Genomic DNA, 14,120 nt, shown 5'->3' on the forward strand with positions numbered 1-14,120 from the left:
GTGACCTGGGTTCCGGGCGGCAGGCGAATTCCGTTGCCGTTACGGCAAAACGCCCGGTGTCGTGCTCAGTTGCCCGCCCGGCGCCGGCGCCGCACCAGAACGAGCGTCAGCGCACCGGCGAGGGCCGGTCCACCCGGATGCGCGGCGGCCACCGCACCGGCCCGGTCCAGAGCGCCGGGCACCGGAAGGGTGCCCCAGCGGGTGACCGGCCAGGCGACCAGCACGGCGCGGCCCACCACGTCGTCGACCGGGACCATTCCGCCGTGGGGATCGTCCTGGTGGTAGCGGGAATCCGCCGAGTCCTGCCGGTGGTCGCCCATGACCCAGATCCGGCCGGCGGGCACGGTCACCTTGAACCGGCCTTCGGCGTCGTCGCCGCACGCGGTGTTCCCGGGGAAGACGTACGGCTCGTCCAGAGCGGTGCCGTTGACCTTGAGCGGGCCGTCGCCCGCACACTCCACCGTGTCCCCGCCGACACCGATCACGCGCTTGATGAGGTCCTTCTCCTCGGACGAGGGCATCACACCGACGAAACTCAGCACCTTCTGGACCGTGTTGGGCTTGTCGACGGGTACCCCGCTGAGCCAGTCCGCCGGGTCGTGGAAGACGACGACCTCGCCGCGCTCGGGTTCCGATCCGAACCACGGGGTGAGCTTGTCGACCAGGACCCGGTCGCCCTTCTGAAGGGTGTTCTGCATGGACTCCGACGGAATCGAGAACGCCTGAACGAGAAAGGTCTTGATGAGCAGGGCCAGCACCAGTGCCATGCCGATGAGCAGCGGAAGCTCCACCCAGAACGGACGCTGCTTCTTCGTTCTGCCCCGCCGTGCGCCCGCCAGCACCATCACGCCGCTCCTCGCCCCGTGTTCACCGCCCGCCCCGTACCCGGAGTGGCCCGCAGGCCACTCTAAGGCGTGCTGCGGAAGGCTGCGGGAGCGGCCATTCCTCCTGTACGGGCGGGGTGTTGCGGGCTGAGCCGACAGGGCCGGAGTGAGAACTCCGCGCCGACAGCCCCGACATGGCGGGCCCCCGCCCCGGCCTGCCGCCGGAAGCCGTACGGGACTCGATGGACAAGGCTCAGGCCCGAGGGTGGCTGTGGTTTCCCGGACGGAGCACCGGGCTCATGTCTGTCGCGCGCCGCCTGGGCCGCGCCTCCTGCGTTCCGCAGACGCCCGTACCGTTGCCGGCACGTAGCGCGGGGACGGGGGGCGCTACGGGGCGGGTGGCGGAGGCGGTTCGGGCGGGCTCTCGGCGACCGGGACCGTGGCGCCGTCTCCGGCACGTACTGCCTCGACCACGCTCTGGTGGAACGTGCGGCTCTCCTCTTCGGAGGGGCACGGCACGGGGCTGCCCGCCAGGGTGAACCAGTCCGAGGAGCCGCTGTACTGCACGGCCACCGACGCCTGTCCGTCGGACCAGGTGGTGTGGACGGTCAGATCTCCGGCCAGGATGCCTACCTCTTCGGTGCGGACTCCGCCGGCGCCCGCGTAGACACCGCTGGTCGTCCAGGATGCCCAGTTCATGACGTGTCGCCTTTCGGCCAGGGACAGTCTGTCCAGCGGGACTGCTTCCGAGTATGCCACCGGAATTACGGTGTCGCACGGGTGTGCGGTCCGGCATGCTTCCAGAACTGTCGGCGCCCTCGCCGTCAGGGCTCACGCGCGCTGCAACGAGCCCCTGACGAACGCTGCCTGACCGGCGTGCTGAAGGCCCTCGGCGAGGACGCTGACCAGCCGGACACCCAGGGTCACCGGCGGTGACCACCCTTCGTCCACGATCCGGTCCAGCGCGTGGCCGTTCAGCCCGGTGACGAATTCCAGGGTCCGCTCGTGCACGGCGTCGTAGTACCCGAGGAGCGGTTCCGCCGAGTCCACCCGCACGGCGGCGACCTCTTCGGCGCTGTGGCCGTATCCGGTCGCCCGCTCCTCGAACGGCAGGGCGAACCGGTCGGACCAGCCCTGGGCGAGCCAGATCTCCTCGGTTCCGGCGGCGTCGGCGATGTGGTCGTCCTGGACCCGCGCGAGATGCCAGAGCAGCCACGCGATCGAGTTGGCGCCGTCGTCGAGCCGGGCGTTGAGATGGTCGGGCGGCAGCCCTTCGGCCGCCGAATGCACCGCTTCCCGGACCCGGCCGAAGGATTCGGCCAGCAAACCTGCACTGTTCATACGGTCACCATGACCCGCGGGCCCGCCGGGCGCACCCCGACCGGGGCGTGGCGGGCCCGCGGATTCGGCCCGCGGTCACAGCGCGCCGAGCCAGTCGGTCAGCAGGCGGTTGACGTCGTCGGCCCGCTCCTGCTGGATCCAGTGGCCGCAGCCTTCGAGGATGTGCGCCGCGGTCAGGGCGGGCAGGGTGACGGGGAAGGCGCTGATGGCGTCGGCCATCCATGTGGTGGAGGCGTCGAGCGCGCCACCGATGAAGAGTGCGGGCCGGGTCACGGGCGCGCTGTCCCAGGCGGCGAGGTCCGCCCAGTCCCGGTCGACGTTGCGGTAGCGGTTGAGTGCGCCGGTGAGCCCGGTCCGCTCGAACTCACCGCTGTAGACGTCGAGGTCGGACTCGGTGAGCCAGGCGGGCAGCGGCCCCTCGGCGAACCGGTCGGAGAGCTTCGCGCCCGGGGGGACGAAGTGGAGGCTCGGCCGGTCCTGCGGTGCGTGGGTGTCGCCGGAGAGCCCCGTGTAGAAGCCTGCCAGCCAGCCGCGCACGTCCTCCTCGATCTCCGCCTCGGCCCGGCCGGGTGTCTGGAAGTAGCTGACGTAGAACTCTTCGTCGCCACCGATCCGGGCGAAGCCCTCGGTGGGACGGATGCCGCCGCGGGGTGCGTAGGGAACGCTGAGCAGGCCCACGGCGGTGAAGATGTCGGGCCTGAGCAGTGCGCTGTTGGCGGCGATGGACGAGCCCCAGTCGTGGCCGACGACCGTGGCGGTCTCTTGGCCGAGGGCGCGTACGATCCCGGCGTTGTCGGCCACCAGGTCGAGCATGCGGTAGGCGTCCACGGCGGCGGGCTTGGACGAACGGCCGTAGCCGCGTACGTCGACGGCGACGGCACGGAAGCCCGCGGCGGCGATCGCGGGGAGCTGATGGCGCCACGAGTACCAGGACTCGGGGAATCCGTGGACGAGGAGGACGAGGGGGCCGGCGCCCTGCTCGACCAGGTGGATACGGCCGCCGGGAACATCCACCAGGCGGTGGACCGCGCCGGGAACGGCGGTGGACGGCCATGTCCGGTCCGTCGTCGGCGGCTGGGGCGTCGGGGTGGTCTGCGGCATGTTTCCTCCTGGGGCGTCCCGGACAGCGGACGCCGACGACCGGCGAGGCGGCTGATCATCCATCCTGCCGCCCTCTGCACGATCATTCGACCGGGCCGCGGCAGGCACAAGAAAACTTGCCGGTACGGCAAACCGGATGAGCTGCGGGCGCCGACAGGACACGCTCGGCGCCCTGCCGGCCTCCGGTCGCGGGCAGCACGGCGCCCCGGACGGGGGTTCCCGTCCGGGGCACGGTGTGCGGGGCCCTCTAGCTGACGTTCACATCGATGCAGGCGTAGAAGGCGTTCGAGGTGTCCGCGATGTTCCAGACCGCGAGGACCTTCTGCTTTCCGGTGTGGCTGCCGAAGTTGACCTGGTGGGTGACGGTCGCTCCCGGCTGGGCACCGTTGTCGTTGAACTCGGCGATCTTCTGGCCGCCCGCGTAGTACTGCCAGGTGCTGGTGGAGTGCCGGGCGGTGAGGGTCCACTGGAAGGACTGGGAGCGGCTCACGGGGCTGACCCGCCAGCCCTTGGCGTCGTTGTCGAGATCGGCGAACCTGCTGTTGCCGCCGCTGCAACTGGTCAGCCCCTTGGGGCCTTCCACGCTCTGCGGCTCGTACTTGATCTCACCGCAGCTGACGGTTCCGGCGGCGCACTGCGCCTGCCTGCTGGGCGGCGAGGAGATATAGCCGTGGGCACCGGCGGGGCTCACGGGGAGGCTCAGCGCGAGCACCGGTGCGAGTACGGCGCCGACGGCGACTGCGGTCTTCCTTTTGGCGTGCATGCTTCTCCTTCACAGGAGGCCGTGCCGCGTGGTGGCGGGCCGTGGGGTAACCCGGCCGGGGGCGGCGAGGCCTCGCGAGTGTGGGGCCAAGTGGCGCGAAGGGCACAGCAAGAACCACTGCCGGAGCCCGGTTTGCGGCTGTCCGGAAAGGCCTTGCACTTGGACTAGACCATACCGATCGGCGCGTACACGTCAAGGACACCGGAGGCGAAGGGAGTCGGAAACCGGCCATGCGCATGAGCCGGCTCCGAAGGCTCACGGTGCGCGGGGAGCACCGTGACACGGAGCTCGCCGCGTACACGAAGGCACCGGGGGCGGTGCCCCCGACGTACGGGGGCACCGCCCCCGGCGGACGGAAGCGGCGAGGCCCAGTGGCCCGCCCTCAGCTCCCCGTTACCCCGTCCAGGCTCTCCCGGAGCAGATCGGCGTGGCCCGCGTGGCGGGCGTACTCCGAGATCATGTGGACATGGACCAGGCGCAAGGAGTAGACCTCGCCCCGGTGGACGAAGGTGTCGTCCAGGGAGGCACCGGCGATCACTTCGTCGGCGAGGCGGATCTCCTCCACCAGGCGTGCGTAGTCCTCCTCGGCACGCTCGGGCGCCAGGTCCTCGAAATCGGCGTCCTTGCCCTTGTCCGCGTCGTACATCGGGGGCAGCGTCCGGCCGGCGAAGCGCTCACGGAACCAGACGCGTTCGACCTTCGCCATGTGCCTGATGAGCCCGAGCAGACTGAGGTTGGACGGCCGCACGGTGGTCTCGGCGAGCTGCTCCCCCGTCAGACCGGCGCATTTCCGCAGGAGCGCGGTGCGGAAGGAGGCGAGGAACTCCGCCAGTATCTCGCGCTCGCCCGCGGCGAGTGGGCTGTCCGCCATCGGGGAGCCGTAGGCGTCGATTGCTTCGGGTGCTGTCCATGTCATCCGGCGAGCATGCCTGCCGACGGCCGTCGGCGCGAACCTATTGACCGCTCATCCTGTGGTCGTCGCCGTCGTCCGACCATGTGGTGGTCGAAGAGCCGATACCGCCCAGGAGGCCCAGCACCAGGAAGAGCACCACCAGGGCCTTGCCCGCTCCGCCCATCACCAGCGGCTCGGTGCCGGAACGCGTCCGGGCCCGCAGGACGGAGAGGTCGTCGTCCCCGAAGAGGCCCTTGGGATAGGCCGGGGTGAGCATCATGGCGTAGGCGTAGAACCGTGTCTGATAGCGCAGGGTGGCCGCCGTCGCCTCGAACAGCGGCCGCGGCATCCGGCCCAGGACCAGGGTGATCAGCCACCAGAGGAACCCCAGGACGAACCAGCCGGTCACCGCCAGACTCTGCACGATCGCCGCCGGAATCATCAGGAACAGCCGGAACAGCACGGCGAGCCGGTTGAGGTCGGTGGCCCGGACCTCGGTCCGCACCGGGTAGTCCGGCGGCGGCGTCAGCGCGAACGGCGGGTATCGGTCGATCAGCAGCATCTCGCTCGCGGAGACCCGCACGTGGTAGCCGAGGTATCCGGAGAGGAAGCGGAAGACCGGCTGGGGCAGCCGCCCCAGCACCAGGGCGGCGAACCAGCCCACGATCACGGTGACCACGGCGGCGATGTACAGGAAGAACAGCACGATGAACTGCGGGATGAGCAGGAGCAGACGCAGCAGCACCGTGAGACGGCGCTGCCGGGACGGTTCGACGATGTCCACGACGGGCTGGAATTCGTCCGCGTCCCCCGCGACGCGGCCCGGGCTCCACTGGCCGTCGGCCATCGGGCTCCTCCTCGGCAGGTGATCCGTACGGCATCGGCGCGTACGACGTGACCCACGCTGGGTCCGCGCGAACGGCCCCGCAATCGGCCACGGGCCGAACGGGTGCCCGCCGGGCGGCTCATGAGGCGGACGGCCGCGTCAGCCGATCCGGCCCGCGCCCACCGGGCGGATCGACGCCGTACGACCGCAGCGAATTTAGCTATGTTGACATACCTATTACTTCATACCTAAGGTACTTCCATGCTTCCCGACAGCCCCGGCCCGTCCCCGCGCACCCCCGCCGAGATCGCCGCGACGCTCACGGCCGTACTTCCGGTGCTGTTGCGGGCGGCGGACCGCCGGGTCGAGAAGGAATACGGCCACCCCAAGCCGTCGGAGGGCCAACTCGCCCTGTTGCGACTGGTGACGGAACAGGACGGCATCACCGTCCGGCAGGCGGCCGAGACCCTTCTCATGAAACCGAACAACGTCAGCGCGATGGTGTCCCAGCTGAGCGGTGAGGGCCTCATGGAGCGCAGGCAGGACCCCGCCGACCGGCGGGTGGCCCATCTGCACAGCACCGAGCGGGCGCGCGCACACAGCACTGCCGTGGACGCACTGTTCAGCACCTATGTCGAGGAAGGGCTCCGGTCCCTGGGCGACGACGATGTCGCCTCCATCGCCCGCGCCCTGCCCGCCCTCTCCGCGCTCGCGCGACAGGTCCGCTCGGCCGCGAGCTGACACCGCCGGCCCACCCCCGCTCCCCACCACCTTCTCCTCACACTTCCCCCGCCCCGGCTTCCGAGGCGGGGGCGTCTCATTCCGGTTCAGTCGAAAGGCACTTCCGCATGTCCTCCCCCTCCGCGGGCGATCTCGTCATGCCCGCGCACACTCCCCCGACGGCCGGAACGCCGGTGCGGGAAACGCCCCGGGGCCCGGCCGGACGCAGGTCCAACCCGTGGCTCACACTCACCGCCGTGGCCTTCGGCCTGTTCATGGTGGGCCTCGACGGCAGCGTCGTCTCCATCGCCAACCCGGCGATCGGCCGGGACCTCGGAGCCAGCACGTCCCAGCTCCAGTGGGTGACCAACTCCTATCTCCTGGCGCTCGCCGCGGCCCTGATCCTCGGCGGAAAACTCGGTGACCGCTTCGGGCGCCGCACGTACTTCCTGGTCGGGGTCGCCGGATTCACCCTGGCCTCGGTCGCGATCGGCCTGGCCGGCTCCATCGAGGGCGTCATCACCTTCCGCGCCGTGCAGGGCTTCTTCGGCGCGTTGCTGATGCCCAACACCCTGGGCCTGCTGCGCGCCGTGTTCCCGCCGAGGAAATTCGGGATGGCCGTCGGTATCTGGGCGATGGTCTCGTCCGTCTCCACCGCGCTCGGCCCCATCGTCGGCGGACTCCTCGTCGAGCACGCCAGCTGGGAGACGGTCTTCTACATCAACGCGCCCATCGGCGCGATCGCGCTCGCGTACGGCGCGTTCGTACTCCCGCAGAGCAAGAACTCCACCGGACATCACCGCTTCGACATCACCGGCGTCGTCCTGCTGGCCCTCGGCCTGCTCGTCGTCGTCTTCGGCGTCGTCAAGGGCGAGACCTGGGGGTGGGCCTCCGGCCGGACCATGGGCACACTGGCCGCCGGGCTCCTCGTCCTCGTCGTCTTCGGATGGTTCGAGACGCGCAACGAGCACCCGCTGCTGCCGATGCGGCTGTTCCGCAACCGTTCGCTGACCATCGGCACGATCATCACCGCGGTGAACTTCTTCGTGCTGCTCGGCGCGATCTTCTTCATCATGCTGTACCTGCAGAACGTGCGGGGCTACAGCCCCGTCGAGGCCGGCGTCCGTACGCTGCCGCTGAGTCTCGCCTCCGTGGTCGCCTCCCCACTGGGCGCGGCGCTCACCGAGAAGTTCGGCGCGCGGCTGTCGATGACGCTGGGCATGCTGTTCCAGGCCGGCGCCTCGTTCGGACTGCTGGGCCTGGGAACAGATTCGCCGTACGCGGCGATGTGGCCGTCCTTCATCGCCCTCGGCCTCGGTGTGGGCATGGTCATGGCCGCCTCGTCCGACGCGATCGTCGGGAGCGCGCCGGTCCGGGACGCCGGGGTGGCGGGCGGGCTGCAGGCCACGTCCCTCCAGGTAGGCGGGGCGCTGGGCACCTCCGTGCTCATCTCCCTGATCAGCAGCCGGGTGGGCTCCACCCTGACGGGCGAGCTGACCTCCGCGGGGGTTCCGGCACCCGTGGCACAGGGCCTGGGCGAGGCCCGGGACGCGGTGGCGATGGGGGTGTCGCCCGTTTCCGAGGGGATGCCGGACCGGCTGAGGGCCGCGGTGACCGAGGGCAGCGGGCAGGCGTTCATGAACGGGGTGCACACCGCCGTGACCGTGACCGGGGTGCTGTGCCTGCTCGGAGCGGCCCTCGCCGCCTTCGGACTGCACCGCGCCCGGGACGCGTCCCCCGGCCACGCGTAGGGACCGCGTCGGCGGTCCACGCCGAGGGAGGTCCGGTCACCGGTCCGCGATGCCGTCAGCCGACGGGACTTCGCTCCGGTTGTGCCGGATCTCCCCGGCACCCATGGTCTTCGTGCGCTTCCCGAAGGCATGCGCGGGTTCCTCCTCGCAGTTCGGCGACAGGGTGGGCGTGCGGGGTCGAGCACAAGCCTTGAACCAGTGGGAGCGCTCCCAGCATGGAGACGGGAAAAAAGGGAGTCAAGAGAGTTGAAGAGTCGAATAAATTCGATAGCGACAGATCAGAACGTGTGTGTTGACCGACACCTCATGACGCTCTAACGTCATGCCACACCAGTGGGAGCGGTTCCATCAGTCGATGTGTCGTAGGGGACACATCCGAACTGCAAGGAGTCGCTCATGCGACATCCCCCGCACTTACCGCACGTACGGCACCTGTTCCGGCTGCTCCTCGGAGCAGTGCTCACCACGGCCGGCATCGTCGTCGGACCCGTGGTCCCCGCTTCCGGATCCGCCCCTGTCTGCACGGTGGAGTACACAGCCGCCAACCAGTGGGACGGCGGTTTCCAGGGAGCGGTGACACTCACCAACCTGGGTCCCTCCGTGGGTAGTTGGGATCTGAAGTTCGCTCTGCCCGGCAACGGGACGGTGACCGGTGGCTGGAACGCCCGGTGGTCGCAGTCGGGCAGAGCGGTCACCGCGTCGAACGAGACGTGGAACGCCACGCTCGCCACCGGGGCGAGCGTGATGGCGGGATTCCTGGACTCGGGGTCCGGAGCCGAAGCCGGCTCCCCTCCCGCCACGTTCACTCTCAACGGCACCCCCTGCAACACGGATCCCGGCCCGGACCCGACCGACCCCACCGATCCCCCCGACCCCACCGCCGGGCCGCCCGTACTGAAGGTGTCCGGCAACAGGCTCGTCGACGAGTCCGGCGCCACCCGGCGCATGCTCGGCGTCAACCGCTCCGGCGGAGAGTTCATGTGCGTACAGGGCCATGGCATCTTCGACGGCCCGGTCGACGACGCCTCGGTACGGGCGATCGCCGACTGGAAAGCCAATACCGTCCGTATCCCCCTCAACGAGGAGTGCTGGCTGGGCCTGGACAACATCGACCCGCGGTACGCGGGCACCCACTACATCGACGCCGTGAAGGACCTGGTCCGACGGGTCCGCGACCACGGCATGACCCCCATGGTCGAACTGCACTGGTCCTGGGGCCAGTACACGGGCAACTCGGCGGGCTGCTCCGATGTGCACGCGAGCTGCCAGAAACCGATGCCGGACGCGCGGTACACCCCGGACTTCTGGTCCTCGGTCGCCTCGACGTTCAAGGACGACCCGACCGTGGTGTTCGACCTGTTCAACGAGCCGTATCCGGACCGCGCCACGCCCACCCCCGACCAGGCATGGACCTGCTGGCGGGACGGTGGCACCTGCCCGGGCATCGGGTACGAGGTCGCGGGCATGCAGGATCTGGTCGACGCGGTACGGGCGACCGGCGCCGGGAACCTGATCCTGGCCGGCGGACTCGCGTACTCCAACGACCTCGGCCAGTGGCTCCGGCACCGGCCCGTGGACCCGGCGGGCAATCTCGCCGCCGCCTGGCACGTCTACAACTTCAATGTCTGCGCGAACGAGGACTGCTGGAACTCCACGCTCGCGCCGGTCGCCGCCGAAGTCCCTCTCGTCGCAGGCGAGATCGGCGAGAACACCTGCTCCCACAACTTCGCCGACCGGGTCATGCGGTGGTTCGACGACCGCGGACTCTCGTATCTCGGATGGACCTGGAACACCTGGGACTGCTCCTCGGGCCCGTCCTTGATCAGCGACTACGAAGGAACCCCCACCCCGTACGGAATCGGGCTGCGTGATCATCTGCGCGCCCTCGACAGCTGAGGAAACGGAATTCGTATGAGCCGCACGAGCCGCACCACCTTGCGCCGATCACGTACGTCACTCCTCGCCGCGGCGGCGCTCGTCGCCGCGGCAGCGGGCACCGCCGCCGCCTCCGGTCCCCACGGGGCCTCCGCCGCGGCGGCCGGGTGCACCGTCGCCTACACGATCCAGAACCAGTGGAACGGCGGGTTCACCAGCGCCGTCAGCGTCACCAACAACGGCGCGGCGCTCTCCGGCTGGCAGTTGGAGTGGACGTTCGCCGGCGGCGAGCAGGTCACCCAGGGCTGGAACGCCGCCGTCTCGCAGAGCGGCACGGCCGTCACCGCGAAGAACGTCTCGTACAACGGCACCCTCGCCTCCGGCGCCTCGGCCTCCTTCGGTTTCAACGCGACGGCCGGCGGAAACAGCACCGTCCCCGCGACGTTCAAGCTGAACGGCGTGACGTGCAACGGCGATCCCACGGGCCCGGTCGACCCCACCGATCCCACCGGGCCCGGTGACCGCGTCGACAACCCGTATGCCGGCGCCCAGGTCTATGTGAACCCGGAGTGGGCGGCGAAGGCCTCCGCCGAGCCCGGCGGCTCCCGGATCGCCGACGAACCCACGGGGGTCTGGCTCGACCGCATCGCCGCGATCGAGGGCGTCAACGGCGGAATGGGGCTGCGCGACCACCTGGACGAGGCGCTGGCCCAGAAGGGCAACGGCGAACTCGTCGTCCAGCTCGTCATCTACAACCTGCCCGGCCGGGACTGCGCGGCGCTCGCCTCCAACGGCGAGCTGGGGCCGAACGACCTGGGGCGGTACAAGACGGAGTACATCGACCCGATAGCGGCGATCCTGGGCGACGCGAAGTACGCGGGGCTGCGCATCGTCACCACGGTCGAGATCGACTCGCTGCCGAACCTGGTCACCAACACCGGCGGCCGCCCGACCGCCACCCCGGCCTGCGACACGATGAAGGCCAACGGGAACTACGTGAAGGGCGTCGGCTACGCCCTGAACAAGCTCGGCGACGTGTCCAACGTCTACAACTACATCGACGCCGGACACCACGGCTGGATCGGCTGGGACGACAACTTCGCCGCGTCCGCCGACACCTTCAAGCAGGCGGCCACCGCCGAGGGCGCCACGGTCGGCGACGTACACGGCTTCATCACCAACACCGCCAACTACAGCGCGCTCAAGGAGGAGCACTTCGCCATCGGCGACTCCGTCAACGGAACGTCCGTACGCCAGTCGAAGTGGGTCGACTGGAACCGCTACACCGACGAGCTGTCCTTCGCCCAGGCCTTCCGCACCCAACTCGTCTCCATCGGGTTCGACACGCACATCGGCATGCTGATCGACACCTCCCGCAACGGCTGGGGCGGCACGGCGCGGCCGACCGGACCCGGCGCGACCACCAGCGTGGACACCTACGTCAACGGCGGCCGCTACGACCGGCGCATCCACCTCGGCAACTGGTGCAACCAGTCCGGAGCCGGTCTCGGCGAGCGGCCGCAGGCGGCGCCCGAGGCGGGGGTCGACGCGTACGTCTGGATGAAGCCGCCGGGCGAGTCCGACGGCTCCAGCAAGGAGATCCCGAACGGGGAGGGCAAGGGATTCGACCGGATGTGCGACCCGACGTACCCGGGCAACGTCCGCAACGGCAACAACATGTCGGGCGCGCTGCCGGACGCCCCGCTCTCCGGGCAGTGGTTCTCCGCCCAGTTCCAGGAGCTCATGAAGAACGCCCACCCGGCGCTCTAGTGCGACGTCCGGTGCCGGGCGCTCCCCCGCCCGGCGCCGGTCGGCGCCCGCAGAGCCGGGCGATCAGCTCACGCCCGCGCCGGGCCCGCGCCGCCGCACCGGCGCGGGCCTTCGCGCCCCTGGACCCCGCCGCCCCGGCCTTCCCCTTGGCCTGGCTCCCCGCCTTTGCCCCGGTCTGCGTCCGCCCCTTGCCCTGGCTCCCCGCCTTTGCCTTTGCCTTGGTCCGCGTCCGCGCCTTCGCCCCGGCCCGGCTCCCCGCCTTCCCGTCGCTCCGCGTCCGTGTCTTCCCGCTGCTCTCCGTCCGCTTCTCCCGTCCCTCGCTGTCCGCCCGCCCCGCCCGCGCCTCTCCCCCGCCCGCCGCGAACACGTGGTAGCGGTGGCTGAGCCGGCGCCCGAGCACGAGGTAGCCCAGCAGCGCACCCGCCGTATTGAGGATCACGTCGTCGATGTCGAAGGCCCGTCCGGCGACCAGTGCGCCCTGCACCAGTTCGACGGCGATCACTGCCAGGACGGTCAGGAAGGTCATACGGATCATCCGGAGCCGGCGCGGCACGACGATCGGCAGCAGCACACCGAAGGGCACGCCCAGCAGCAGGTTTCCGCCCGCCTGCTTGCAGGCGGCGAGGAACGTGTAGTCCTCGGCGTACTGCCGCAGCGACCTCCCGGGCCGCAGATTCGAGTTGACGAGATCCTCGGACGCGGGCGACGGTGTCAGCGTCACCTTCGCCAGGAGGACGGAGAAGGCCACAAGTCCCAGGAAGGCGGCCACCAGTACGGTCGCACGCAGCAGGACGCGCCACCCTCCCGCCGGGTGTGCACCACGATTGGTCTCTGGAGTCATGGCGGACGGGTGCCCCCGGCATCCGGGGACACACCTGAGGCAAAGTGGCGGGATTCCGCCTGCGACGATGACCGCATGAACTCACGTGACAGGGACGCCCTGCTGGCCGAGGCCGTACGACTGCGCGCCGACGGCCGCCCCGAGGAAGCGAGGGAACGCCTCCTCGCCCTCACGGCGGAATTCCCGGACGACGCCGAGGTCGCGTACCAGACCGCCTGGGTCCACGATGTGCTCGGCCTGGAGGCCGAGGCGGTGCCGTACTACGAGCGGTGCCTGCGGGACACGGCACTCGCCGCCGAGGACCGCAGCGCCGCGCTTCTCGGCCTCGGCAGCACCTACCGCGTGCTGGGCAGATACGGCCAGGCGGTCGAGACGCTCCGGCGGGGCGTGGCGGAGTTCCCCGACGACGGTGCGCTGAGGACCTTCCTCTCGATGGCCCTGTTCAACACCGATGAGCACCACGAGGCGATGCGCGTTCTCCTGGAGCTGCTCGCCTCGACCAGCGACGACCGCTCCGTGCAGCGCTACCGGCGCGCCATCGAGCACTACGCGAAGGATCTCCACGAGACCGTGTGACCGCATGGAGAAGCCCCGGCCGGATCGGGGGAATCCGGCCGGGGCGGCCTGTGCGTGGGAGTGAAGGGCGGTCGCCTCTCGGCGGGGGGCTCCATGGGGCTTCAGCCGAACGATCTTCCCCATGGGCTACAGGTGAGGCCCGGGGACACTGTCCCCCTCACACCCACTGGTAGATGAACGATAAACCATCCGGACCTGTTCCCGGGAATCCGCGCCCTGTCTTGTGATCCAGGGCACGGCGTTCCCGGTCCGCGTCAGCTTCCGGCCGTCGTGGCGCTTGCGTAGCGGCGCCGGAACCGCTCGACGCGGCCCGCCGTGTCCAGCACCTGGCCTGCGCCGGTGTAGAACGGGTGGCTCGCGGACGAGGTCTCCACGTCGATGACGGGATAGGTGTTGCCGTCCTCCCACTCCACCCGCTGCTCGGCGTCAGCGGTCGAACGGGTCAGGAAGGCCACTCCGGCGGCGCGGTCGCGGAAGACCACGGGGCGGGAGACGGGGTGGATACGGGACTTCATGGATGCGTTCCTTCCTCACCGCGGGCGCGGTGGCGGGTGTACGGGCATGTGGTTCCCCGACGGTCAGCGGACCTCGCGGAAGAGGACGTGCTGCCTCACGACCGGGTCGAACTTGCGCAGTTCCAGCCGGTCCGGGTTGTTGCGGCGGTTCTTGCGCGTCACATAGCTCAGCCCCGTTCCGGCGGTCGAGCGGAGTGTGACGACGGGCCTGACCTCACTGCGTGCCATGGGCGCCTCCCGGCGTGTGCGTCGACCCCGCCCCCGTACCGGGAATGGGTGTCGTTTTCGTTCTGGTGTCGTAACGCGGAGGGGTCCGCCCGCATTC

General features: G+C 70.2%; 15 protein-coding genes. 5 read left to right on the forward strand and 10 right to left on the reverse strand.

Features of this window, described 5'->3' with window-relative positions:
* Window positions 1–65 precede the first annotated feature (65 nt).
* From lepB to OG251_RS03145, 7 genes are all read right to left on the reverse strand, one after another.
* On the reverse strand, window positions 66–845 hold the full coding sequence (gene lepB / locus OG251_RS03115; protein WP_326675487.1) for a signal peptidase I: 780 nt from the start codon (window positions 843–845) through the stop codon (window positions 66–68).
* A 366-nt stretch (window positions 846–1,211) separates the two neighbouring features.
* On the reverse strand, window positions 1,212–1,523 hold the full coding sequence (locus OG251_RS03120; RefSeq protein ID WP_326675488.1) for a hypothetical protein: 312 nt from the start codon (window positions 1,521–1,523) through the stop codon (window positions 1,212–1,214).
* 132 nt (window positions 1,524–1,655) lie between these two features.
* The gene (locus OG251_RS03125) at window positions 1,656–2,165 is read right to left on the reverse strand and encodes a mycothiol transferase (protein WP_326675489.1); all 510 of its coding nucleotides are present in this window, start codon (window positions 2,163–2,165) and stop codon (window positions 1,656–1,658) included.
* A 75-nt stretch (window positions 2,166–2,240) separates the two neighbouring features.
* Complete coding sequence (locus OG251_RS03130; RefSeq protein ID WP_326675490.1) at window positions 2,241–3,266, reverse strand: alpha/beta fold hydrolase; 1,026 nt, start codon at window positions 3,264–3,266, stop codon at window positions 2,241–2,243.
* Between the two features lie 247 nt (window positions 3,267–3,513).
* Window positions 3,514–4,029 (reverse strand): lytic polysaccharide monooxygenase auxiliary activity family 9 protein, encoded by a 516-nt coding sequence (locus OG251_RS03135; RefSeq protein WP_326675491.1) that lies wholly within the window; start codon window positions 4,027–4,029, stop codon window positions 3,514–3,516.
* 382 nt (window positions 4,030–4,411) lie between these two features.
* Complete coding sequence (locus tag OG251_RS03140) at window positions 4,412–4,945, reverse strand: DinB family protein (RefSeq protein WP_326675492.1); 534 nt, start codon at window positions 4,943–4,945, stop codon at window positions 4,412–4,414.
* 37 nt (window positions 4,946–4,982) lie between these two features.
* Window positions 4,983–5,768, reverse strand: coding sequence for a DUF4389 domain-containing protein (locus OG251_RS03145; protein ID WP_326675493.1), 786 nt, complete (start codon window positions 5,766–5,768; stop codon window positions 4,983–4,985).
* Between the two features lie 240 nt (window positions 5,769–6,008).
* Between OG251_RS03145 and OG251_RS03150 the strand changes: the two genes are divergently transcribed.
* The 4 genes from OG251_RS03150 to OG251_RS03165 all read left to right on the forward strand — a co-directional run bounded on the left by OG251_RS03150 (window position 6,009) and on the right by OG251_RS03165 (window position 11,863).
* Complete coding sequence (locus OG251_RS03150) at window positions 6,009–6,488, forward strand: MarR family winged helix-turn-helix transcriptional regulator (protein ID WP_326675494.1); 480 nt, start codon at window positions 6,009–6,011, stop codon at window positions 6,486–6,488.
* A 137-nt stretch (window positions 6,489–6,625) separates the two neighbouring features.
* Window positions 6,626–8,218, forward strand: a complete 1,593-nt coding sequence (locus tag OG251_RS03155) for a DHA2 family efflux MFS transporter permease subunit (protein WP_326681128.1) — start codon at window positions 6,626–6,628, stop codon at window positions 8,216–8,218.
* A 396-nt stretch (window positions 8,219–8,614) separates the two neighbouring features.
* Window positions 8,615–10,114: a cellulase family glycosylhydrolase gene (locus OG251_RS03160; protein WP_326675495.1), complete on the forward strand. Its 1,500-nt coding sequence runs from the start codon at window positions 8,615–8,617 to the stop codon at window positions 10,112–10,114.
* Window positions 10,115–10,129: 15 nt separating this feature from the next.
* The gene (locus OG251_RS03165) at window positions 10,130–11,863 is read left to right on the forward strand and encodes a glycoside hydrolase family 6 protein (protein ID WP_326675496.1); all 1,734 of its coding nucleotides are present in this window, start codon (window positions 10,130–10,132) and stop codon (window positions 11,861–11,863) included.
* Here OG251_RS03165 and OG251_RS03170 read toward each other — a convergent pair.
* Window positions 11,835–12,704 (reverse strand): VanZ family protein, encoded by an 870-nt coding sequence (locus OG251_RS03170; RefSeq protein ID WP_326675497.1) that lies wholly within the window; start codon window positions 12,702–12,704, stop codon window positions 11,835–11,837. The two genes, OG251_RS03165 and OG251_RS03170, sit on opposite strands and share 29 nt — an antisense overlap.
* Window positions 12,705–12,779: 75 nt before the next feature.
* On the opposite strand from OG251_RS03170, the gene OG251_RS03175 reads away from it, so the two are divergent.
* The gene (locus OG251_RS03175; protein ID WP_326675498.1) at window positions 12,780–13,280 is read left to right on the forward strand and encodes a tetratricopeptide repeat protein; all 501 of its coding nucleotides are present in this window, start codon (window positions 12,780–12,782) and stop codon (window positions 13,278–13,280) included.
* Between the two features lie 254 nt (window positions 13,281–13,534).
* Here OG251_RS03175 and OG251_RS03180 read toward each other — a convergent pair whose 3' ends face one another.
* Entirely contained in the window at window positions 13,535–13,795 is a 261-nt protein-coding gene (locus OG251_RS03180; RefSeq protein ID WP_326675499.1) for a type B 50S ribosomal protein L31, read from the reverse strand.
* A 63-nt stretch (window positions 13,796–13,858) separates the two neighbouring features.
* A complete protein-coding gene (gene rpmG / locus OG251_RS03185; RefSeq protein WP_326675500.1) occupies window positions 13,859–14,023 on the reverse strand; it encodes a 50S ribosomal protein L33 in 165 nt (54 codons plus the stop codon).
* Window positions 14,024–14,120: the final 97 nt, after the last annotated feature.

It is taken from the genome of Streptomyces sp. NBC_01237 (assembly GCF_035917275.1).
GTDB lineage: Bacteria > Actinomycetota > Actinomycetes > Streptomycetales > Streptomycetaceae > Streptomyces.

Bases quoted from the DNA above. Each gene is read 5' to 3' on its own strand.
- OG251_RS03135 (WP_326675491.1), bottom strand. From the start codon at position 4,029: ATGCACGCCAAAAGGAAGACCGCAGTCGCCGTCGGCGCCGTACTCGCA.
- lepB (WP_326675487.1), bottom strand. From the start codon at position 845: ATGGTGCTGGCGGGCGCACGGCGGGGCAGAACGAAGAAGCAGCGTCCG.
- OG251_RS03120 (WP_326675488.1), bottom strand. From the start codon at position 1,523: ATGAACTGGGCATCCTGGACGACCAGCGGTGTCTACGCGGGCGCCGGC.
- OG251_RS03125 (WP_326675489.1), bottom strand. From the start codon at position 2,165: ATGAACAGTGCAGGTTTGCTGGCCGAATCCTTCGGCCGGGTCCGGGAA.
- OG251_RS03180 (WP_326675499.1), bottom strand. From the start codon at position 13,795: ATGAAGTCCCGTATCCACCCCGTCTCCCGCCCCGTGGTCTTCCGCGAC.
- OG251_RS03160 (WP_326675495.1), top strand. From the start codon at position 8,615: ATGCGACATCCCCCGCACTTACCGCACGTACGGCACCTGTTCCGGCTG.
- OG251_RS03175 (WP_326675498.1), top strand. From the start codon at position 12,780: ATGAACTCACGTGACAGGGACGCCCTGCTGGCCGAGGCCGTACGACTG.
- OG251_RS03140 (WP_326675492.1), bottom strand. From the start codon at position 4,945: ATGACATGGACAGCACCCGAAGCAATCGACGCCTACGGCTCCCCGATG.
- rpmG (WP_326675500.1), bottom strand. From the start codon at position 14,023: ATGGCACGCAGTGAGGTCAGGCCCGTCGTCACACTCCGCTCGACCGCC.
- OG251_RS03170 (WP_326675497.1), bottom strand. From the start codon at position 12,704: ATGACTCCAGAGACCAATCGTGGTGCACACCCGGCGGGAGGGTGGCGC.
- OG251_RS03150 (WP_326675494.1), top strand. From the start codon at position 6,009: ATGCTTCCCGACAGCCCCGGCCCGTCCCCGCGCACCCCCGCCGAGATC.
- OG251_RS03165 (WP_326675496.1), top strand. From the start codon at position 10,130: ATGAGCCGCACGAGCCGCACCACCTTGCGCCGATCACGTACGTCACTC.
- OG251_RS03155 (WP_326681128.1), top strand. From the start codon at position 6,626: ATGCCCGCGCACACTCCCCCGACGGCCGGAACGCCGGTGCGGGAAACG.
- OG251_RS03130 (WP_326675490.1), bottom strand. From the start codon at position 3,266: ATGCCGCAGACCACCCCGACGCCCCAGCCGCCGACGACGGACCGGACA.
- OG251_RS03145 (WP_326675493.1), bottom strand. From the start codon at position 5,768: ATGGCCGACGGCCAGTGGAGCCCGGGCCGCGTCGCGGGGGACGCGGAC.